At 39.6% G+C, this 22,942-nt stretch carries 15 protein-coding genes; 1 reads left to right on the forward strand and 14 read right to left on the reverse strand.

Going from position 1 to position 22,942, the window contains the following annotated elements; genetic code table 11:
- Positions 1-3: 3 nt before the first annotated feature.
- The 5 genes from kdsB to H5187_RS03660 are packed head-to-tail and all read right to left on the reverse strand — an operon-like array spanning position 4 to position 5,751.
- Positions 4-762: a 3-deoxy-manno-octulosonate cytidylyltransferase gene (gene kdsB, locus H5187_RS03640; RefSeq protein WP_149981069.1), complete on the reverse strand. Its 759-nt coding sequence runs from the start codon at positions 760-762 to the stop codon at positions 4-6.
- Positions 750-947, reverse strand: a complete 198-nt coding sequence (locus tag H5187_RS03645; protein ID WP_145233843.1) for a Trm112 family protein — start codon at positions 945-947, stop codon at positions 750-752. The genes kdsB and H5187_RS03645 overlap by 13 nt, the downstream gene beginning before the upstream one ends.
- A complete protein-coding gene (gene lpxK, locus H5187_RS03650; protein ID WP_182717869.1) occupies positions 937-1,917 on the reverse strand; it encodes a tetraacyldisaccharide 4'-kinase in 981 nt (326 codons plus the stop codon). The genes H5187_RS03645 and lpxK overlap by 11 nt, the downstream gene beginning before the upstream one ends.
- The gene (gene msbA, locus H5187_RS03655) at positions 1,914-3,659 is read right to left on the reverse strand and encodes a lipid A export permease/ATP-binding protein MsbA (RefSeq protein WP_182797556.1); all 1,746 of its coding nucleotides are present in this window, start codon (positions 3,657-3,659) and stop codon (positions 1,914-1,916) included. The genes lpxK and msbA overlap by 4 nt, the downstream gene beginning before the upstream one ends.
- Before the next feature lie 58 nt (positions 3,660-3,717).
- Positions 3,718-5,751 carry a DNA internalization-related competence protein ComEC/Rec2 gene (locus H5187_RS03660; protein ID WP_259401704.1) on the reverse strand — a complete coding sequence of 678 codons (2,034 nt, stop codon included), beginning with the start codon at positions 5,749-5,751 and terminating at the stop codon, positions 3,718-3,720.
- Positions 5,752-5,976: 225 nt separating this feature from the next.
- Here H5187_RS03660 and H5187_RS03665 point away from each other — a divergent pair, with 225 nt between their 5' ends.
- A complete protein-coding gene (locus H5187_RS03665) occupies positions 5,977-6,486 on the forward strand; it encodes a DUF2062 domain-containing protein (protein ID WP_149981065.1) in 510 nt (169 codons plus the stop codon).
- A gap of 111 nt (positions 6,487-6,597) precedes the next feature.
- Here the strand turns inward: H5187_RS03665 and H5187_RS03670 are convergent, their stop codons facing one another.
- The 9 genes from H5187_RS03670 to H5187_RS03710 all read right to left on the reverse strand — a co-directional run bounded on the left by H5187_RS03670 (position 6,598) and on the right by H5187_RS03710 (position 22,868).
- Entirely contained in the window at positions 6,598-8,331 is a 1,734-nt protein-coding gene (locus H5187_RS03670; RefSeq protein ID WP_182794447.1) for a DUF3466 family protein, read from the reverse strand.
- A gap of 11 nt (positions 8,332-8,342) precedes the next feature.
- Entirely contained in the window at positions 8,343-10,262 is a 1,920-nt protein-coding gene (locus tag H5187_RS03675) for an ABC transporter ATP-binding protein (RefSeq protein ID WP_182717873.1), read from the reverse strand.
- 15 nt (positions 10,263-10,277) lie between these two features.
- Positions 10,278-10,514 (reverse strand): glutaredoxin family protein, encoded by a 237-nt coding sequence (locus H5187_RS03680; protein ID WP_149981062.1) that lies wholly within the window; start codon positions 10,512-10,514, stop codon positions 10,278-10,280.
- Positions 10,507-12,624, reverse strand: a complete 2,118-nt coding sequence (gene rlmKL / locus H5187_RS03685) for a bifunctional 23S rRNA (guanine(2069)-N(7))-methyltransferase RlmK/23S rRNA (guanine(2445)-N(2))-methyltransferase RlmL (RefSeq protein WP_145233826.1) — start codon at positions 12,622-12,624, stop codon at positions 10,507-10,509. Before rlmKL ends, H5187_RS03680 begins: the two co-directional genes overlap by 8 nt.
- A 90-nt stretch (positions 12,625-12,714) precedes the next feature.
- Positions 12,715-13,245 (reverse strand): cell division protein ZapC domain-containing protein, encoded by a 531-nt coding sequence (locus H5187_RS03690; protein ID WP_145233823.1) that lies wholly within the window; start codon positions 13,243-13,245, stop codon positions 12,715-12,717.
- A 120-nt stretch (positions 13,246-13,365) separates the two neighbouring features.
- Positions 13,366-14,376: a quinone-dependent dihydroorotate dehydrogenase gene (gene pyrD, locus H5187_RS03695; protein WP_145233821.1), complete on the reverse strand. Its 1,011-nt coding sequence runs from the start codon at positions 14,374-14,376 to the stop codon at positions 13,366-13,368.
- A gap of 114 nt (positions 14,377-14,490) precedes the next feature.
- Positions 14,491-19,332 (reverse strand): NAD-glutamate dehydrogenase, encoded by a 4,842-nt coding sequence (locus H5187_RS03700; protein WP_182797558.1) that lies wholly within the window; start codon positions 19,330-19,332, stop codon positions 14,491-14,493.
- Between the two features lie 210 nt (positions 19,333-19,542).
- Positions 19,543-21,867 (reverse strand): RND family transporter, encoded by a 2,325-nt coding sequence (locus H5187_RS03705; protein ID WP_182717876.1) that lies wholly within the window; start codon positions 21,865-21,867, stop codon positions 19,543-19,545.
- Positions 21,867-22,868 carry a YCF48-related protein gene (locus H5187_RS03710; RefSeq protein ID WP_149981058.1) on the reverse strand — a complete coding sequence of 334 codons (1,002 nt, stop codon included), beginning with the start codon at positions 22,866-22,868 and terminating at the stop codon, positions 21,867-21,869. Before H5187_RS03710 ends, H5187_RS03705 begins: the two co-directional genes overlap by 1 nt.
- Positions 22,869-22,942: the final 74 nt, after the last annotated feature.

Raw genomic sequence — 22,942 nt, forward strand, 5'->3', positions numbered from 1 at the left:
CACTTAATGACTTTGCAGTATAGCGACTACACGCGCTAAATCATCAGGCGTATCAACCCCTGCTTGCGGTGTTATTTTTGCCTGTTCTATTTTTATTTTATAGCCATGATATAAAACACGTAATTGCTCAAGAGATTCAAGTTGCTCTAATGGGGATGGCGTCAGTGAGATGTATTGTTTAATAAAACCAGCGCGGTATGCATAAATACCCACATGACGTTGAAAATCTTGTATGTCTAATCCGTTATTTTCACCTGTGTACATATGACTTCGATCATAGGGAATGCTGGCGCGAGAAAAGTACAGTGCGTTTTTATTTACATCGCTGACGACTTTAACTGCGTTGGGATTAAAGATCTCATCGACACTATCAATGGCAGCACTCAAGGTCGCCATTGGCGCACTTGAATTAGCAAGTAAAGCAGCAACTTGCGAGACATTTTCAGCGGCTAATAAAGGCTCATCACCTTGTACATTCACTACAATAATATCGTTATTGAGAGATAATAAATCAACAACTTCTGCTAGCCGTTCAGTGCCTGACTGATGATCATCTCGAGTCATTAATACATCATTAGTAAAACCTTTGACAACATCAAAAACCTGTTGGTGATCGGTGGCTATCACGACCTTACTTGCCCCTGACGCCATCGCCTTTTCATAAACATGTTGGATCATCGGTTTGCCACAAATATCAGCAAGTGGTTTACCTGGTAGACGACTCGATGCAAAGCGTGCAGGAATAACGACTACGAATTCCACTTTTCAATCTCTTCTAAGCTCAATTCACGCGCTTCATTTTCTAGTAATACAGGAATATCATCTCGAATAGGGTAAGCAAGTTTTGCAGCTGTGCTGATCAATTCACTGTTTTCTTTGTCTAAACGTAATTTGCCTTTACACACTGGGCAAGCAATTATTTCAAGTAATTTTGTATCAAAGGCCATCTAGGATCCCTTTTTCTCTCAGTAATAAGTTAAGTTTAGAAACCACCGCAGGGGATGGCTCTGCGTCAACGGGTAAAAAATACCACGTTGGTTTTGCAAATGAATGACATTTTACCGCATCTTTCTCCGTCATAAACACTATATCATCATTAAATTTTATGAAATCTTGTGCTGTATAACCATAATGATCTCGAAAATGATGGCAACTTAGCAATGTAATGCCTTGTTGACGTAAGCTATTTTCAAAACGTTGTGGATTACCAATGGCGCTCACTGCGTGACCGGTCAAAAGCGGGACTTTAGTTGCTATATTAGTGGCAACATTTACTAAATCAGCACTTTTTAGCTGATAATTAAACGTGGCGTTCCCCCCATTTTCAATAACTAAGTCAACTGATTTTAAACGTTTTTGTGTTTCTCTCAGTGGCCCCGCAGGCATTAACAAGCCATTGCCAAAACGCCGTTCACTATCAACAATACAGCACTCTATTGTTCTGGCCATTTTATAATGTTGCATACCATCATCGGAAATAATCACATCAAGCTGATAATGCGCAATTAATTGTTTTATATTCGCTTGTCGATCTGGGCCTACAACTACAGGGCAGTCAAGCCTGCGTTGAATAAGTACCGGCTCATCACCTGCCTGAGTCGTGTCGGTATGCTCAGTCACAGTAAGTGGATAGCTATCACTATTACCGCCATAGCCGCGACTAATAATGCCAACTCTTAAGCCACGCTGCTGTAAGTAATTCGCAAGCCAGATCACAAAGGGGGTTTTCCCATTACCACCAACGCTAATATTACCTACCACGATAACTGGCACAGGACTTTGGTATGCCTTCAATAAACCTAGCTTATACGCTAATTTACGCAGATCACTTATAAACCAAAATAATACAGTCAGTGGTAAAAGTAATATGGTAATAAAGCTTATTTCTCGATACCAACTTTGTTCTATTTTACTCACCCGTGATCACCAAATTGCATCTTGCAAAGCGCTGCATACGTGCCATCATTAGCCAGTAAGCTAGTGTGATCACCACTTTCTATCACTTGACCATTATCAATAACATAGATGCGGTCGCTTTGTTCGATTGTTGATAATCGGTGGGCAATCACAATAGAGGTTTTATTTTTCATTAATGCTTCTAAAGCTTGCTGGATCAGTTTTTCAGACTCAGTATCCAATGCAGAGGTTGCTTCATCTAAAATCAAGATTGGTGCATCTTTTAATATCGCCCGCGCAATTGCAATTCGTTGGCGCTGCCCGCCTGATAACATTACACCATTCTCACCGACCATGGTATTTAGACCATCGGGTAAATCTTTAACAAATTCCCACACATGTGCTTGTTTTGCTACATTCAATACCTCGTCATCGCTAAGTGAACGTGCAATCCCATAACTGATGTTATTAGCAATAGTGTCATTAAATAACACCACTTGCTGGGATACTAAAGCAAATTGGCGACGTAAATCAGTTAACTTATAATCCGCCAATGGCACACCATCGAGTAAAATCTCACTGGGCGGTTGTAAGTCATAATAACGCGGTAATAAGTTTGAAATGGTTGATTTACCAGAACCAGAACGCCCAACTAACGCAATACTCTCGCCTGCTTTTATAGTGAGCGATAAGTTTTTTAATACAGCTTCTGCTTTCGTTCGGTAATTGAAGGTGACATTTTTAACTTCAATCATACCTTTTACTTTATCTACACTAACTGTACCGACGTCTTTTTCGACCTCTTCATCAAGCACTAAAAAAATACTTTGCGCTGCAGATATGCCACGCTGTAAATCACTATTTACATTAGCTAATTGCTTTAAAGGGCGTAATAACATCATCATCGATGAAATAAGCACCACAAAATCCCCCGAGCTCACTGTATCAATCATTGATGGCATGGAAACCACCCAGAGAATAACGGCCATTGCACTGGCAGCCAAAATTTGAATCACAGATACACTAAGCGCTTTAGTGGCATCCATTTTGATACGCTGCTGACGGTTATGGTTATTAATTTTTGCAAACTGAGTTATTTCTTGCGCTTGACCGCCAAAGCCATGAATAACTTTATGACCACTGAGCATTTGCTCTGAGCTACGGGTAACTTGTCCCATTGCTGATTGAATGTTTTTAGAGATATGGCGAAAACGTTTTGATACAACAGAGACAATAACGGCCACTAAGGGAATTATAACCAAAAAGATTAACGACAGCTTCCAACTGGTATAAAACATCACAGCTAGCAAAAACACCACAAACGCGCCTTCTCTGACCACAATGAGCATCGCTTTGGTGATCGCTTGCTGTACTTGCTCTGTATCGAACGTTATTTTTGAAATCAAATCACCCGTTGAATTTTGATCATGAAATGCAACCGGTAAATGTAAAATATGCTCAAATAATTGCTGACGTAACGAACGGACAACTTGTGAACCCACATAACTTAAACAATAAGACGAGATATAATTAAAAACACCTCGGCCAAATACTAACGCGATGACAACAAATGGCGCGTATTTTAATACTTCAGCGTTGCGTTGATTTAAGCCCTGATCTATAAATGGCTTCATTAGTTGGATAAATAAAGCATCCATCGCTGAGTAACCAATCATGCCAATAACAGCAAAAATGGCAACGCTTTTATAATCCCCCACATACGTCAATAAACGCTTATAAATTTGTGATGTAGTCTGGTCCATAATACTCTCTTATTCATAATCTGTGGCTATTGTAGCCTCCAGTTGCACAAAACTAAACTCAATCTTTTAGAAACCAATAACTTTCATCTTCACGAGCTAGGTTTACTGTGTAGTGATGTGGATAAAATTCAATTTTAACCTGCCCTTTATTCGCTGTTGTATATTGTAAAGCATGCTGTGTAGCATAACGTGCTATAACTTCTGTACGTGGAAATTGCCACTGTCCTTTATATGCCGTTGAATGAATAACAATCTCAGGAGCAACCGCAGCAATAAATGCATCACTCGATGAGGTATTACTGCCATGGTGAGGACTCAGTAATACCGTACTTTTAAGCACCCCTTGCTGCTGGATTAGTTGCGCTTCTCTTGTTGCTGAAATATCACCTGGAAGCAAAACACTGAACCTGCCATCGCTAATGCGCACGACACAAGAGTTATCATTATCAGTTATTAAATGCTGTGCTGGCTCGCTCACGGTAATGGTTAAGTCATAAAAACTATATTCGCCCGCTCTGCAAACTTGCTCTGGCCCATTTGGTTGTAGCAATTTAAAAGTATGCTGATAACCTTGCTCTAACCAATGGATAAGCCCTCCAGCATGGTCTTTATCCATGTGGCTGATGAGCGCAACTTCCGCCTCAATGCCGTTTCTTTTTAAATAAGGTATTAAGGTGCTGTTGACCCGCGTAAATGTATTAAAATAAATTGGGCCAAGATCATAGATAAAACCTTTACCTCGATTACTGACTAACACCATGGTGCCATGACCGACATCGAATACATTTAGCTGCCAGCGCGGTTTGGTCAGTAAATAATGATCGAGTACAACCAGTAATAATGGTATGCATGCCAATAAACGCCAGGGCAAAAAACACACAATTATTGCTGTAATGTAGCTACTAATAAGCCATTGCTGGCTAAAATTTGTGGTATCAAACCAACGAAAATCAACCGGGATCAACAATAAGAGTTGATAAATATGTTGTAATAATGAATCAAACACACTAATCAACCCACTAATATCAAAAAACACACTAATTGCAGAAAACATTACTAAGCAAGGCATGATAATTAAACCAAGTAATGGGATAGCCACTAAATTAACAACTAAGCCAATTACACTGACCCCATTAAAATAATAAAGTGATAATGGTAGTAAACCAATAAACAATGCAAGCTGTAGAATAATAAGTGTTTTTATGATGGCTAAAAAGCCGGAGCTGGTTACGGTTATAACACTAAAAACCCAAAAGATAATTGCCACCGCAGTGAATGAAAAATAAAGTCCCGGATTAAGTAAACTAAATGGATCAATAAGTAATACACATACCAATGCAAACAAGATAAATCGCCAGCGTAGTGCCTGCTTAGCAAAGTAATAAATAACTAAATAACACCCTAGCATGATCAGCGCACGCGTTGCAGAGACGATAAAACCACTTAAGTACACATAACTAAAAGCAAGCACAAATCCACCTAAACTATAAATAAGTGACAAATTGATCTGCTGTGTAGTTGGTTTAACCACAAAAATAAAAAGGCTTGTTAAATAGCGAGTTATAAAAAAACCGATACTAAACATCAAGCCAATGTGTAATCCCGAAATAGCCAATAAATGGCTAATACCAAATTGCTGTAATTCTTGCTTTTGTGAAAAACTCATAGCACTTCGGTCGCCAGTCATTAGCGGATAAAACAGCCAATTTAGCGAGTTATGCTGGTAGGTATGTTTGATAAAATTACGGTATTTTTCAATTAGCTCAAATTCATGGTTGTTCGATATTTCGATAATACTACCAACTTGCTTGCCTTTAAAAAATAGTCGCTCACTAAATGCGTAACGCTCTTTATCAAACACATCATAATTTTTTTGGCTGCGATATTTTTCTAATTCAAGCCACGTTGTAACGTGATCACCTACTTTGAGTCTCTGGTCGTTTTTTAAAGTGAGCAATGCAAAAGGAGGCTTAATATTTGATAGAGGCTGATTATCTATCTCATTGAGCTGAACTTTTAAATAATAGTTATCACGCTGAGAAATAACTTCAACAATCGTAATATTACTTAGATGTGGTTTATTTTCATCCAAAGCCAAGCTGGAAATTGCATAAAAGCTGGAAAAATGTCCCCATACACACAAAATTCCACAAATAAAACCTAACAATACACGGTAAAACGGCTTAAAATAGGCACTCGCAATTAACAGAGATAACGCGAAAACTGTAAATACAAGGGTCTGATAATAATAAACGGTTATAATACAACCAACGACAAACCCAACGCTTAACCAAACAGATGTAAATGGTTGCTTTAAATGGCTAAAAAAACGATCCAACGGTTTTTACCCGATCACAATAAAGTTAAACATCATAAATATTTAAAAATTTTTGGTCGTTTACTCCACGATGCTAATCTATGGCATTTAAATCGTCGCTCAGCTCGTGGGGCATTTTCAGTCGGTTTATTCTTCGCTTTCATCCCTGTTCCTTTTCAGATGGTGCTTGCTGCTGCGTTGGCTATTCCATTACGAGTAAATCTACCTATTTCTGTCGCCGTAGTATGGATCACTAACCCGCTAACCATGCCACCTATTTTTTATTGTTCGTATTTAATTGGTACGTTAGTGTTAGGGCAGCCGGAGCAACATTTTGCATTTGAACCAAGTTGGCAGTGGTTTATGGAAAGCTTAACCACCATTGGTCCTGCTTTTTTAGTTGGCTCGCTTATTTCTGCCTGTGTTGCCTCAATAATAGGCTATTTCGGTGTTGATTTACTATGGCGACGCTCAGTGCGAAAAGCATGGTTAAATCGTCATAAAAAATAACTGTTTCAATTTAAAGTATAGACAAAAAAAACCCTGCTTAGCAAAGCAGGGTTTTTTATTTTAATACTAAGTGACCGTTAATGCTGGATCACCTAGCAATAATTTCAATACTTATCGCAATATACGACGCAGACCAACTAACGGTAGTAACAATAACGTATACCAAGGGGAACTAGACGATTGACGTTCATAAGTTTCCGTTTCAGGAGCTGAACAACTATCAATAGTCCCGTTAATAGGAGATAACTTCACTGGCACTACAATACTTTCGTATTCTATTTCACCATTGATATCTCGTACAACACCGCCTAATGAATCAGTTTTCTCGACCGTTTTAGTAGCAACACCAAAAATTTCGTTTTTATTGTTAATTACTTTAGCTCCTGAAACGACATAACCATAACGTGTTTCACCATCTGCTTCGTAGCAAGGCAGTAGATCATTTATATTTGTAATCGCATCTTCACCAATCTTGTACAGGAAACCTTCGCGGCGACGCGCACCAACATTAAATAGGTCAGTTTCACCTTCACCAACAATATAACCATTAACATTAATATCATTGGCAACTGAGCTGGAGCTATTAAAGAAATCCGTTGGGAATACAGTACTATTACTGGCAACATCATGATAAAAGAATTTTTGACGATCTGAGCCATCAATTCTCTTTATTCCATAACCAACAATCGTATTATTATTATTAATTGCTACTGCCTTACCACCTGTCCAATCATCTTCTTGATTGAGCATTTCAACAACGTTTCCGTCTTTGTAATAAACAGGCAACGATCTAATTGTTGACGATCTGTTATTATCACGAATGTCAGAGTAACCGGCAACAATACCATTACTATTAACAGCAAGTGCATTACTTATAAATGCAAACCCATCATCATCTTCTGGTGTAAGACCCAAACCAAGCGGTTCAGTTTTAGTAATGTTTAAATTTGTATCAAGTGTCCACTTAACTGCACGGGTATCGAACAATCGTGATGATGTGCTTCTATACAAATTCTCAATACAAACACTGACAGGTTCATCTTCACCATCACAATTATCATCAATATTTTCTTGTCTATCAACTGGGATCCCTGTTGATACTTGCCCAACGACAATATAACCGGTGTTTGTTTTAACGATATCGTTGGCTGAACTTAAGCCACCAAATTCCGCATACTCTGGCACTAATGGCACATTTAAACCCGATGGCGATACAACAATGCCCCGAGAGATAAAATCACGCACGAATCGTGTTTCTTCTTCACTTTCACCCTCAGGAAGAAAGCTAGTTTTCTCATAAGGTGCACTGCCCCAACCCACAGTAACACCGTCTTCAGCCACTGCATTATAGTTATTGCTAACTGATCGTGTAAGGCCATCATAATCGACTGATGCAACATCAAACAGTACTTGCTCTTGAGCTTCACCATTCAAAACATGGTAACCAACAATATTTGCCAGTTTTTGATATTCTGAGTTATTAGCTTGTGCTGATAAAAATGAAAGCATAAAACTGTGTGCATCTGGGTTAGTTGCCGCCGCATTATTTTTTTCAATATCATCAAGCGTAAAAGTAATTTCTTTATCAATGTTCTTAAAATACTTTTCTCGCTCACGGTAAGCACTTTCAATTACATTATCACCAAAATCGATATAACTAACATCAATAGGTAAATTGTAAATACCGTTAGCAACGCCGATTATATTGCCACTTTCGCTGACATCTTTTACGTAATTATGCTTGGCTTCGTCTAAAGAACTCAGCTCTGTCAACTGATATGTTGCACTGATTGCTGATGTACTCATCGTAGCTAAAATACTAGCCGCGAGTAATTTATATTTCATTTTAGTCCTTACTACTGATTCTTTAAATCTTCAAGTTCTTCCCAGCGCTCCAGAGCGGCTTCAAGGTCAGACTCAAGTTGTGCTAAATGGTTCAATTCTTTGGTTGTCGCACTGGCATCTTGTTTAAAGAAATCAGCGTCATTAACCACAACTTGCTGTGCTTCTAATGCTTGTTCAAGTTGTTCCAGCTTACTGGGTAATTGTTCTAATTCAAGTTTTAATTTGTAAGAGAGTTTATTACTTTTGTTATCTGCTTTAGCCACAGGAGCTGGTGCAACGACTGCTTCTTTTTTAGCAGGTGTAGTTAGCTGTTTTTTTTGTTCCTGTGCTAAATAATTAGCATAGGCTTCATAATCACTGTAACCACCGACAATATCTGTAATTACCCCATTACCTTCAAATGCCCAAACACTGGTACAGGTATTATCAATAAACTCACGGTCATGGCTTACAATTAACACAGTTCCCTGATACTGATTAATAATATCCTCTAACAGCTCAAGGGTTTCTATATCTAAATCATTGGTTGGCTCATCAAGCACAAGAATATTTGATGGTTTTAAAAATAGTTTAGCTAATAATAAGCGATTTTTTTCACCGCCAGAGAGTGCTTTAACTGGTGTACGAGCACGCGCAGGTGGGAATAAAAAGTCTTGTAAATAACCGAGTACATGACGTGAGCGTCCGCCCATCATTACTTCTTGCTTACCTTCGGCAACGTTATCTTGTACGGTGGCTTCTTCATCAAGCTTTTGGCGGTATTGATCAAAGTAAGCAAACTCTAAGTTCACCCCTTGCTTAACAATCCCTGCATCAGCTTCAATATCACCAAATAGCAGTTTTAATAAAGTCGTCTTACCAATACCGTTAGGGCCAACTAAGCCAATACGATCGCCACGCATTACTAATGTAGAGAAGTCATTGGCGATAACTTTATCTTTATTAAATGCATGATTTAGATGTTTAGCTTCAAATACTAATTTACCTGAACGGTCTGCAGTTTCAATATTGAAGTCAGTTTTACCCACTTGATCAACACGCTGTTTGCGTTCATTACGTAGCTGTTTGAGCTCGCGGACACGCCCTTCATTACGCGTTCGACGTGCTTTTACACCTTGGCGGATCCACGTTTCTTCTTCTGCTAAGCGTTTGTCAAATAATGCGTTTTGCGTTTCTTCTACTTTTAAATCATGGGCTTTTTGCTCTAAATAAGTAGCATAATCGCCAGGGTATGAAATTAACTTACCACGATCTAAATCAAGAATACGCGTAGCAACTGCACGAATAAAAGCACGGTCATGAGAAATAAAGACAATACCGCCTTTAAACTCTTTTAAGAATTGTTCAAGCCACATCACACTTTCCATATCTAAATGGTTAGTAGGCTCATCAAGTAATAATAAATCCGGCTCACTGACAAGTGCCCGTGCAAGAGCAACTTTGCGTAACCAGCCACCAGAAAGTGATTCAAGTTTGGCTTCTGGTGCTAATTCTAACTGTGTTAATACAAGTTGAATTCTACTATCAAAACGCCAACCATCTGCGGCTTCGAGTTGATTTGATAAACGTTCAAGTTTATTAAGTAGTTTATCTGTGCAGTCAGTTTGTAACTCAGTGCTGACGTGATGAAAGTCAATTAATAAATTTGCAATCTCAGGCATACCTTGAGCAACATAATCAAACACCGAGCCACTAGCCCCTTTTGGTGGATCTTGCTCTAGACGCGATATTTTAATACTACCTAACTGATTTATTTCACCATCATCTAAAATAACTTGGCCATCAAGGACTTTTAGTAACGTTGATTTACCCGCACCATTACGACCAACCACACACACACGCTCACCAGTTTCGATGACGGCATCAGCGTTGTCTAACAGTGGATGCGTACCATACGCGAGTTGAGCTTTAGAAATTCTAATTAAATCCATACTATCTGTTTACTCTTATTCTGTTTGCGTAAAAAACTGACGCACATCTTGCGCAGTGAAAGGCCAAAATAATTGCGGGCCTTGATCGCTTTTTAAAACGGGTATACTGGTCTGATATTCTGTAATTAATTCTTCATCACTCATAATATCAACAAGCTGTAACAGATCATCACCTAACAACGGCGTGATCAAGCTCTGCGCTTGCTCACATAAATGACAGCCATCGGTATGATACAAAATCCACTTAGCCATGGGTTATCAACCAGCTATTATGTATTTTTTTATTGCGTTTGAAGTCAGGAGAAATCGTCTGCTCTGAAATATTAACAGCTTTTAAGCCTAAGCCAATCAAGCCAACTTCATCCATGGTGAAGCCACGCATATTATTCGAGAAAATCAACGTGCCAGATGGACTGAGGATTTTTTTAACCCATGTCAGTAATTTAATATGATCATTTTGTACATCAAAAGCATCTTTCATGCGTTTTGAATTTGAAAACGTTGGCGGATCTAAAAAGATCAAATCGTATTGGCTTGTGGCATGCTCAAGCCACTTCAAACAATCAGCCTGTTCAAAACGATAACGGGTATTACTGATATTGTTCAGGTCAAAGTTATCTTGGCCCCATTTTAAATAGGTTTTCGATAGATCAACCGTGGTTATCGCTTTAGCGCCACCCAGAGCGGCATGTACAGAGGCTGTCCCTGTGTAGGCAAATAAATTCAAGAAGCGTTTATCTTTGGCATTTTCTTGGATATAACGACGCGCAAGACGGTGGTCTAAAAACAAGCCAGTATCTAAGTAATCAAATAAATTGACTTTAAACTTCGCGCCAAACTCCTCAACTACTTGAGTACGATTTTGCTTAGCCATCGGTGTGTATTGCTCTTCACCTTTTTGCTTTTTACGTACTTTTACAGCAATATTTCCAGGTGCTATATTGAGCTGCTGTGAGGTTAACGAAATCACGTCTTGTAAACGTTTGTGCGCTGTTACATCGTCAATTTCTTTCGGCGCAGCGTACTCAAATATTACCGCTGAATCACCATAAATATCAACAGCTACATTGTATTCAGGGATGTCAGCATCGTAGACACGATAGGCCTGCACATCATTTTGTTTGAGCCAATTTTTCAAGCCTTGCTTATTCTTTTTAACCCGATTAGCAAACGACATTGAACCTTCAAAGTTCAATGCAGGCTTATCTTCAGTTGTTTGGCTGACTTGTTTGTCATCAAGTTGATATAAATTAAGTACCACATCAAGTGGACCATTTTTAAATTTATAACGCTTGAGTTTCACCAGCTTTAATAATTTAAATAAACTCTCATCCATGCCTAGTAGAGCAAGTTTCCAGTTATTAAAATGTTTTTTAAAGCCTGTACCTAAAGCACTGTGTAAACTTACCAACTCAGCCATCGAACCAATACGTTCACCATACGGTAAATTTGAAATAACCACACCTGGTAATTTTGCCACTGAGGTAAGCTTAGTTGCATCGCTTTGTTTAAACTTGATCACATCACCTAGATCAGCTCTACGAGCATTATCTACTGCTTTGCTTAGTACATTAGCGTCATTGTCATGGCCAATAAGCCATAGTTTAGGATCTGTAATTTGTGCTGTAAGCTGCTCTTTTAACTCTTTGTATTTAGCAATACGGAAACTTGGTAAGCGCTCAAATGCAAATCCCTCACGGAATAAACCCGGCGCTTCATTACGCGCCATGCCAGCAGCTTCAATCAAAATAGTACCTGCACCACAGCAGGGATCAAATAGCGGCTGTTGAACATTGTCAAGCCAACCACTGCGTTTGATCAGTGCTGCCGCTAAATGCTCTTTAATAGGTGCCTTACCTTGACCTTCTCGATAACCACGTTCAGATAAACGCGGTCCTGAATAATCGATATACATGGCCACACCTTGACGCGATAAACGCGCAACAACGCGTACATTGGCATCTTGTTTATCAACGTTTGGCCGCTGTTCAAATAAATCATTAAAATAATCAACAATCGCATCTTTGATCACTAAACCTGAGAACTGGGTATTTTTAAGTGAGTCGTTGGTACCATTAAAGTCGACTGCAAAAGTTTGCGTTGGACCAAACCATTCCTGCCAAGGCTGTGAGCGAGCAAAATTGTAAAGGCTTTCTTTATTATTTACGCCCTCTTTCTCTTCGATCAACATCAGCACTCGTGTCGCGAAGCGGCTCATTAAACAGACCTTTTGTGCTAATGTAGTGTCGGCGTCAAAACGCACAGAACCGACTGTTTGTTTGGTCACCGTAGCGCCAATGTCAGTAAGTTCATCAACCAATAAATTTTCGATTCCGATAGAAGTAAGTGCGATAAAATGCAAAGTAATAACCCTTAATAGCTAATTGCGCGGGATTATAACATAGGTTGGGCGACAAACACGCGATAAACAAAGGAACTACAAAAAATATGCTTAGGCTGTTTTACTGTTTTGTGCGTGGTTATAAATTGGATGGACACGATTGTTAAGTATACGAATAGCTTCAAATTGATTAAGGCTTAAGTTTTCATCAAGCTTAAAATGCTCAGATAGACAAATGCATAAAGAGGCTTCTTTACAGTGGTCAACAATCAAAAACTCACCACTTTGTTCGCTAGTTTGCAATTTTATAACGGCTTCTATACTGGGCTCATTGCCTTTGTAGGGTTCGAAAAACCAACTTTTTGCCAGCATTGGCTTTAAATAAAATTTAGCTGCTGTCGCATTGAGCGCAATTTGACATAGCTGCGCGCCATTCCAAAGATTAAATCCAGCAAGATATTGGTAAACCTGCTGATAAAAGGCGGCATCTTCTAAACTAAAGTTAGGTTGGGTTAAAATAGCATCGGTGAGTTGACGTAGTTTATAAGGCGTGCACAGCTGCATATCTTGATCTAAATCGATCAATAAACGATTTCTTACTGGACAAGCAATCCATTTCCACTGCTTTGATGCTTGTAACATGCGTTCCCTACGCCCCTACTAATTAATCTTATGAATATTGTAGTATAGCGGCTTTTGACCAATTAATATATATTTCTTTAGAACATTTATTGAACGATCAAAAGCTTAAATAACGGATCCTTATAAGCCTTGCAGGATCGTTTTTACCAATTGCGGTCCTTTATATATAAATCCAGTGTATACCTGTACAAGATCCGCTCCTGCTGATAATTTTTCTTTCGCACTGGCTGCATCATCAATTCCGCCCACTCCAATGATTGGCAGTTTCCCTGCGGTTAAACGTTTTAATTCTTGCACTACATGAGTGGAGCGCTCACGTACTGGCTGACCTGACAGGCCTCCGGCTTCATCAGCATATTGTTGTCCATGCACCGCAGCACGCTCTAAGGTAGTATTCGTCGCTATTACACCATCGATGTTGTTATTTAATAATGATTCACTAACTTGAGCTATTTGCACAGCATCAAGATCTGGGGCAATTTTTACTAGCATTGGCACTTGTTTATTATGTTTGGCGATCAAATCAAGCTGCTCATTTTTAAGGCTTTGCAATAGATCATCCAGTGCAGCACCATATTGCAGATCGCGAAGTCCAGGCGTATTTGGTGATGAGATATTGACAGTAATATATGAGGCATGTTCAAACACTTTGCGCATACAGTGGATGTAATCGTCTTTACCTTGTTCATTTGGGGTATCTTTATTCTTACCAATATTGATACCTAGAATGCCGTCGTATTTAGCAGCCTTAACGTTATTAATTAGGTTATCAACACCTTTATTATTAAAGCCCATACGATTGATAATTGCATTTGACTCCGGCAGACGGAAAATACGCGGCTTGTCATTACCGACTTGTGGACGAGGTGTCACAGTACCTACCTCAATAAAGCCAAAACCCATCTTTGCAAACGCATCAATGCATTCTGCATTTTTATCAAGGCCAGCTGCTAATCCTACTGGGTTTTTAAACTGTAAACCTAAAAATTCGACTGGACGATCTGCCACTGATTGCGACCATGCAGCACTGAACGGGGTATTGTTAAAACGGCGCAAGTTATGAAGTGCAAATTCATGGGCCCATTCCGCATCACGGGTGAACATAAAACGGCGAGCAAGATCGTAAAACATGAAATAATCCTCTTAATAAAAAAATACCCCAGACTAGGCTGGGGTATTGTATAACAATTTTAACGATTAACTCATTATTTTCATGTGGGAAAATAATCAGTCAGTATCAATTGCTTATTTTGCAGATGTATCACAGTTATGACTAAGTAGCATAAGTTCACGTAATGCAACTGAGAACTTAGCAAAATCATGACTTTGTGAAGTCTTAAATTCAGCTAACATTTGCTTCCAGCGTTGTAGTAACAAATCTTGGCTGTCCATCCACTGATCAATTTGACCGTCAACATCTTTGTTATCACCAGCAAAGTTATTTAAAACAACTTCAGATAGTGTACGTTGTTGCCAATCAAGTTCTTCACGGTATGAAGCGCGGGCCAATGCTTGCCAATGATTCGCCACTGGCTGATGAGTAATTTGGTCAAGGAACCAATGCAGTCCCATCCGTGCACCTAGTTTGAAGTAGGTATTAGATACCATATCAATACTACGCCCTGAATTTGCAGCAACTTCTGCTAAGTCCATTACTGAGAACAAGCTAGAGAGCGATACAATACGTGTTGCAAGCTCAGCTGGCACTGCACTTTCAATAAGCTTGTCTGCGGCCGCAGATAAACGTTCACTTTCTTTTTCAACCATGTAGGTAGTTAAGTTTGCACTTAAATCAGCGAAGGTCGGTGCAAAGAAGGCAATTGTTTGCTCAATATTTTGCGCTTTATTGCGATGACGTAAGAACCAACGCGTTGCACGGCGTACTGTACGACGTAATTGATACAACATTTCAGTTTGCACTGCGGCTGGGATCTTGTTATCAAGATCAACAATTGCAGACCACGTATCACGCATTTGGAATACTTCACTGGCAACAGAGTAACATAACGCAATTTCAGCTTCGTTTGCGCCAGTTTCTTCATGCATACGTACCATGAAGTTCAGACCCATATCGTTAACGATATTATTAGCTAATTTAGTAGCAATAATCTCTTTACGCAGTGGGTGATTATCCATCGCAGTATTGAACTTTTCACGTAGTGGTAAAGGGAAAGACTTCACTAATAGCTGACGATAATATGGATTTTCTGTGATGTCGTCAGTCACGAGTGACTCTTTAAGTACCATTTTAGCGTAAGACACAAGCACCGATAACTCTGGGCGAGTTAAATCTTTACCCGCTGCAGCGCGTTCTGCCAACTCTTCATCGCTTGGAATAAATTCAATTGCACGATTTAACTTGCCATCTTTTTCAAGGGCATGAATAAAGCGTACTTTTTCTTTAAGCGTTGATGAGCCTTTTGATTGCGTAATTGACAGTGTATGCGTTTGACGATAACAGTCTTTCAGTACCAGTTGTGCAACTTCATCGGTCATTGAATACAGTAGTTCATCACGTTGTTTACGCGTTAAATCACCGGCAGTAACTAAACCATTAAGTAAAATTTTGATATTTACTTCGTTATCAGAACACGCAACTCCACCTACGTTATCAATGAAGTCAGTATTAACGCGACCGCCTTTAGCAGCAAATTCAATACGTCCTAATTGGGTTGCACCTAAGTTGCCACCCTCACCGAGTACTTTTGCACCAAGCTCACTACCATTGATACGTAGGGCGTCATTTGCACGGTCGCCTACATCTGCATCGCTTTCTTTACTGCTCTTAATGTAAGTACCAATGCCGCCATTCCATAATAGATCGAATTCCATCATTAAGAATGCTTTGATCAGCTCGTTTGGTGTCATGCTGGCTTTTTTAGTGCCCAACATTTTTTTCATTTCTGGCGTTAAAGTGATTGATTTAGCCGCACGTGAGAACACCCCGCCGCCCGCTGAAATCAAGTCTTTGTTGTAGTCTTCCCACGATGAACGAGGTAAGTTAAATAGGCGCTCGCGCTCTGGGTAAGACGTCGCTGAATCTGGGTTTGGATCAACAAAGATATGCATGTGGTTAAATGCCACTTGTAAACGGATATGCTTGGATAACAACATACCATTACCAAATACATCCCCAGCCATATCACCAATTGCAACTACCGTAAAATCTGTTGTTTGTGTATCAATGTCCATTTCGCGGAAATGACGTTTAACCGATTCCCATGCACCTTTGGCTGTAATACCCATTTTCTTATGGTCATAACCTACTGAACCACCTGATGCGAATGCATCACCTAGCCAGAAGTTATATTCATTGGCAATGCCATTGGCAATATCAGAGAAAGTGGCTGTACCTTTATCAGCTGCTACAACCAAATATGCATCATCTTCATCATGACGAGTTACATCAACCGGCGGCACAATTTCACCTTGGATAATGTTATCTGTGATATCTAATAAACCACGAATGAAGATTTTGTAACACTCTTGGCCTTCTTTGAAGAATGCGTCACGATCCGTTGGCAGTTGTTTACAAACAAAGCCGCCTTTTGAGCCTACAGGTACAATAACTGTATTCTTTACTTGTTGTGCTTTAACTAGACCAAGTACTTCCGTACGGAAATCTTCACGACGATCTGACCAACGCAGGCCACCACGCGCAACTTTACCACCACGTAAATGCACACCTTCTACACGTGGAGAATAAACAAATATTTCAAATGCCGGTAATGGCAATGGCATATCTGGAATTAAGCTTGGATTTACTTTGAACGACACATAAGACTTAAACTGACCTATGCCATCTTTTTGGAAGTAGTTAGTACGCAGCGTAGCAATGATCATATCGACGTATAAACGAATAATACGGTCATCATCTAAGTTAGCAACGTTTTCAAGTTCTACATAAATTTGTGCAATTAGCTTATCAAGCGTTTTAACACTGGCAGGGCTTTTAACAGAGAACTTTTTAGCAAATAAATTAACAATTTGCGAACCAATGTGCGGGTAATTAGCTAATGTGCTCTCGATGTAGGTTTGCGAAAAAGTAACCCCAACTTGGCGCATGTATTTTGCATAAGCGCGTAATATTGACGCTTCGCGACCAGTTAAGCCACCCATTAGCACTAAACGGTTAAAGCCGTCATTTTCTAAACGGTTACTCCACACACTAGTAAGTGCGGCACGAAAACGTGCTGATACTTTATCGAAATCTGCAATACCTTTGCTATCAAGTAGCATTGAGAAATCCATGATCCAGTTGATACGGCCATCGCTGGTTTTAACCGAATAAGGCGTTTCACCAATGACGCGCAAGCCAAAGTTTTCAAGCATTGGCATAACGTCTGATAAATGGATTGGCTCATCTTTGTGGAATAAGCTCAAACGTACAATGTTGCTGTTCGCTTCTTCTTGCGGACGGTAAAACAACATTTCAAGCTTGTTATCGTCATTCAATAGTTCAAGCTTTTCAATATCAACAACAGCGGCACTTGGCAGTACTTCATCTTTGTAAGAACGAGCAAACGCATTACAATATTTGCGGTTTAATTCGTTACCACGTGCTTCACCAGCAGACTCTAACAGTGCTGATTGTAATTTATCTTCCCAAGTACGAGCGGCTTCTACTAAATTATTTTCGATGTCTTTCACGTTATATTCTATATTGTTGTCAGTCACACGCACGGTATAATGAGTACGCGCCAGTGTAGACTCAGAGAAGAAGGTAGTAAATTCGACTTTATCGTCTGAATTAAATGCATTGCCTAAAATATCTTGTGTTTCACGGCGCAGCGCTGTGTTATAACGCTCACGCGGTACATAGACCATGCAAGAGAAAAAACGACCATAGGCATCTTTACGCACAAATAAGCGACACATATCGCGCTCTTGTACTTGTAAAACACCCATTGCAACTTCAAGTAACTCGCTTTCACGGGCCTGAACAAGTTCATCACGCGGATAGGTTTCAAGAATATTTAATACCGCTTTATAAGCATGAGTGCCTTTGGCAAAATCACACATTTCCATGATGCGATTTATTTTACTTTTTAAAACTGGCACATCAGCGGCGCTGTTGTTATAAAAACTTGATGAAAACAACCCGATGAAACGGTCTTCGCCAATCACATTCCCCTCATCATCAAAACGTTTAATCCCTACATAATCTATGTATGCTGGGCGGTGTACGCGTGATAACGAATTGGTTTTTGTAAGGATCAACAGGTTATTGCTACGGGCTTCTTGACGGGCAACTTCTGGTAATTCAGATAACAGGCGAGAATGCTCTTCGGTTGAATTCTTCATTAAACCTAAGCTGCTCTCGATTTTACCTTTGAGCTGGTAATCGCCTTGTACTGGCGACAAATCGTATTGGCGATAGCCCATTAATGTGAAATTATCTTTTACTAACCAATCTAAGAATTCAACAGTCTCTGCGACTTCACTTGCATTGTTGTTATGGTTACGTTTTGGTAATTCTTTACTGACCGCAATTAACTTTTTGCGGATCGGTTGCCAATCTTCTACCGCAGTAGACACATCGTTCAACACTGACTCAAGCTCTTTTTTGAACGAGTCAATCACTGAAGAATCTGTTTGGCGATCAATTTCGATAAAAAACACTGTTTTTGTAGAGCTAGACTCTTGTTCGGCTTTTAAATTTGATAAAGCCGAAATTTTAGCGTTTTTATCGCGTTGAATCTTAAGTGGGCTGTGTAATAGCAAATGAGATGCGATATTTTCGCGGGTCATCGCCATACGAACAGAATCAACTAAAAATGGCATATCTTTAGCGATAATTTCGACGATTGTGTGTGATGACTGCCAGCCATCTTTTGCTACTTCAGGATTGAAAACGCGGATCACCGCATCATCAGAGGTATTTTTTTCTAGCGAGTTCCATAGGCTAAGTGCAGCGCCATATAAGTCACTATCATTGCGATGTGCCAAATCTTCTTTAGACATATTGCTGTACAAGGATTTGGCGAATTTCTCAACGAGTAACACATTATCAGCGTGAACTTTTTTCTGGATCAGCTTACAGACATTATCTAAGATAACCGAGGCTTGCCCTTCATTTCGTGTCATTACATGTTCCTTAAATCTATACCACCTACTTAGATGGAAAATTTGTACAGCAATTTATTGTGTGGAGTCAGGCAAATTCTAACCCTTTTAAAATTAATAAACAGCCCTTTCGATGAAAACATTTTAAGCATTTCAGTTATTTGGTCATCTATTCACAAATTATAGATATAAATGGCCTTTACAGGCCATTTAGGAGCAAAATTATTCACATTATTTTTTCTGGTCAGTCCAGATCAAACTACCAATTGCTGGTAAAAGTAATACTGCGCCAAGCATATTGACTAAAAACATGAAGGTTAACAATATTCCCATGTCCACTTGGAACTTAAGATCAGAGAAAATCCAGGTACTCACACCAATAGCTAACGTGATACCGGTAAATAACACCGCACTACCACGCTCAACGAGTGCATTACGATACGCCACTGGTAAGGCAACACCTTGCTTTAATTGCCCCATCATCGATGACAAAATATAAATCCCATAATCCACCCCAATACCTACACCTAGTGCAATCACTGGCAACGTTGAAACCGTCAGACCGATTTCAAGTTGTACCATTAAAGCTTGCGCAAGAGTCGATACAATATACAAGGGTAACACTACCGCTATGGTCGCTTTTACACTCTTAAAGCTAATCAAGCATAAAATAATAACTGCACCATAAACGTATAACATCATAGGTAATTGTGCAGCAGCAACTGATTCATTCGTCGCAGCCATGACGCCGACAGGCCCTGAGGCCAACTTAAACTGCAGCATATCGGTTTGTTCTTCAATGGCAAATTGCTTAACACTGGCAATGATATGTTCAATGGTCTGCGCTTTATGATCATCTAAAAAGATGATCACAGGCATAACTGAACAATCACCATTGAGTAAACCGGTACTGGTTTCGACTCGTGAGGTAGATTGCACCAAACTTGCCGTATTACGAGGCAAACTTTGCCATTTTAAATTACCTTCGTTATACCCGGCATTAACCGACTGCGCTACTGAGCTTAGGGATACTGCTGATTGAACACCTGCTAAGTTTTCAACTTTATATTGAAAACGACTAATGCGATCCATTACGTCGTGCTCTGTACATGCTGCAGGGTAAGCTTCGACAATCACTTTTAGAATATCGGATGAAATTGTATATTTGTCCGATATTAAAAAGGTATCTTGGTTATAACGGGCATCTTGATGCAATGACGGTGCACCTGCATGTAAATCGCCGATATGCATTTTCCCTGCTTGCCAATAACCTACAGCAAACAATACTAAGGTGCAGCCAATAATGATTTTCGCGCATTTTGGATCCGTGGCTTTGACTAACAGATCACGAATTGAATCAAGTAAGTTTGGTTTTTCGCTGTTGCCTGATTGAATATGAACTGTGTTTTCAAAGCGCATATACGATGCCCATACTGGCAATAAAATCAAATTAGTAAAAATAATAACAGCCACACCTAAACTTGCTGTGATAGCCAGTTCACGAATTATACCTATATCTATGGTTAGTAACGTCAAAAAGCCGACCGTGTCTGACAGCAATGCAATACCACCGGGTATTAACAGCGATCTAAAACTAGCCTGACAGCAAAGACGCGTATTACTGCTTCCTTCGGCGACTTTTTTACCTATTGCATTGATCATCTGTACGCCATGACTTACGCCGATTGCGAACACTAAGAATGGTACTAGAATCGACATTGGATCTAGACCAAAGCCTAAGCTCGACAATATCCCTAACTGCCAAACCACGGCAATAATTGAACAGGCTATAGGTAAAATAGTGAGCTTGATGCTGCCGCAAAATAACCACACCATGATGAAAGTAAACGCGATAGCAATAGCAAAAAATAACACAACCCCTTTCGCACCTTCGGCAATATCACCGGCCATTTTGGCAAAACCAATAATGTGGATACTTACTTTATCAGTGCTCAATGGCTCTCGAATTTCGCTTTCTAGCTTTTGTGCAAACGCTAACGTATCTAATTTTTCTTGCGTTTGCGGATCAGTTTCCATCAACTGCGCGGTCACCATCGCACACGAATAGTCAGAGGCAATCATCCTACCTACGACTTTCGCTTTTTCGATATTCTCTTTAACAACCGCTAAACCTCGTTGATCAGCAGTAAAATTGGCGGGAATAATTGGCCCACCCGCAAAGCCGTCTTCAACAACTTCAACAAAACGTGCACTGGGTGAAAAAATTGAATTCACTAACGGACGATTCACCCCAGGAATAAAATATAACTGATCATGAACGGCTTTTAATTGGGTGAAAAACTCAGGATTAAAAATATCACCGCTATCATCACACACTGAGATCAAAATACTATTTGCGCCACCAAATTGCTTTTCATGCTTTAAATACACTTTCATATAATCATGATTAAGTGGAATATTTTTATTAAATGAAGCATCAAGTTGGATTTGTGTGGCTTTAAAACCTAAAAAACATGTTATTAAAATAAAACTTATCACCATCATTAATCGATGACGAAAAACTGCTTTCTCTAAAAAATTGACGATTGTGTGCATTATGGAGCCATCCCCTTCACTTTAATGCCATTTTCTGATGCCATAACCAATTGATTTTCAAAAATAACGGCATCAAGAATTGCTTTACCATCCGCTAACTGCTCAATAGTAAGTTGATTATTTTTATAGTGGAAAATCACACCGCTGTTGGCAAGTAACAACCATTGATTATCACCGCTAGCGATAATACTATTGATTGTGGCGGTTTTATTATTACTTATTGGTTGCCATTGCTCACCTACCTGACGGCTAAAAATATTGCCTCTTAAACCCGCGACTATTTCTTGCCCTTGTTCATCGCTGGCATAAGCAAAAAAAGAACCCCGGTAGATTTCTTCATCGCGTTGCCATGTTTTTCCGTTGTCTGTACTGTGCGCTAACAAACCCATTTCGCCCACTAACATAAGTTTATCTTTTGTTGTGACAATACGATTAAAGTGCGGCAATATTGATGCAGTTTCGGCTTCATAGCCTTGAGGATCGGATTCTTTTAAATCATTTAAGTAATCTCTATCATCTGCAAATAATAAAGAATCCAGAAAACGCTTTTGCCAATGTTTGCCACCATCACTGGTTTCATAAAACATACCATAGGCACCCACAGCAAAGCCGTGAAGTTCACTGGTAAATAAAATATCTAAGCAAGGTTTATCTAATTGCGTATTCACTTGTTGCAACTGCCAGTTTGCACCACCATCATTGGTATGAACAATAGTCGCATCATGCCCGCAAGCCCAACCGAGTTCACTGCCACTGAAGGCAACCGCCGTTAATAACACTTGCGTTGGAACGCTCGCTTGTTGCCAATTTTTTGCATTACTGCTTGTAATAATAGTGCCATGTTTTCCGACAGCGACCAGTTGCTTTCCTGTGTATTCAATATCAGTCAACAGGGTTTTATCTGCTTTAGTTGCGACAATTGCAGCAAGTGGTTCAGCTGCAATAGAAAGAGTTGAAAGGCTCGCCACAGCGGCAAGACCTGCATAAAGCATGTACTTCATAAATTAAAATCGCCTTGAAAAGAATGTGTTTGTCGGTATATAACGTGCAGTCGGGGGACTCGGTTAGTGTCATG

The sequence above is a fragment of the Pseudoalteromonas sp. SG44-1 genome, from assembly GCF_014164315.1.
Classification (GTDB): Bacteria; Pseudomonadota; Gammaproteobacteria; order Enterobacterales; family Alteromonadaceae; genus Pseudoalteromonas; species Pseudoalteromonas rhizosphaerae.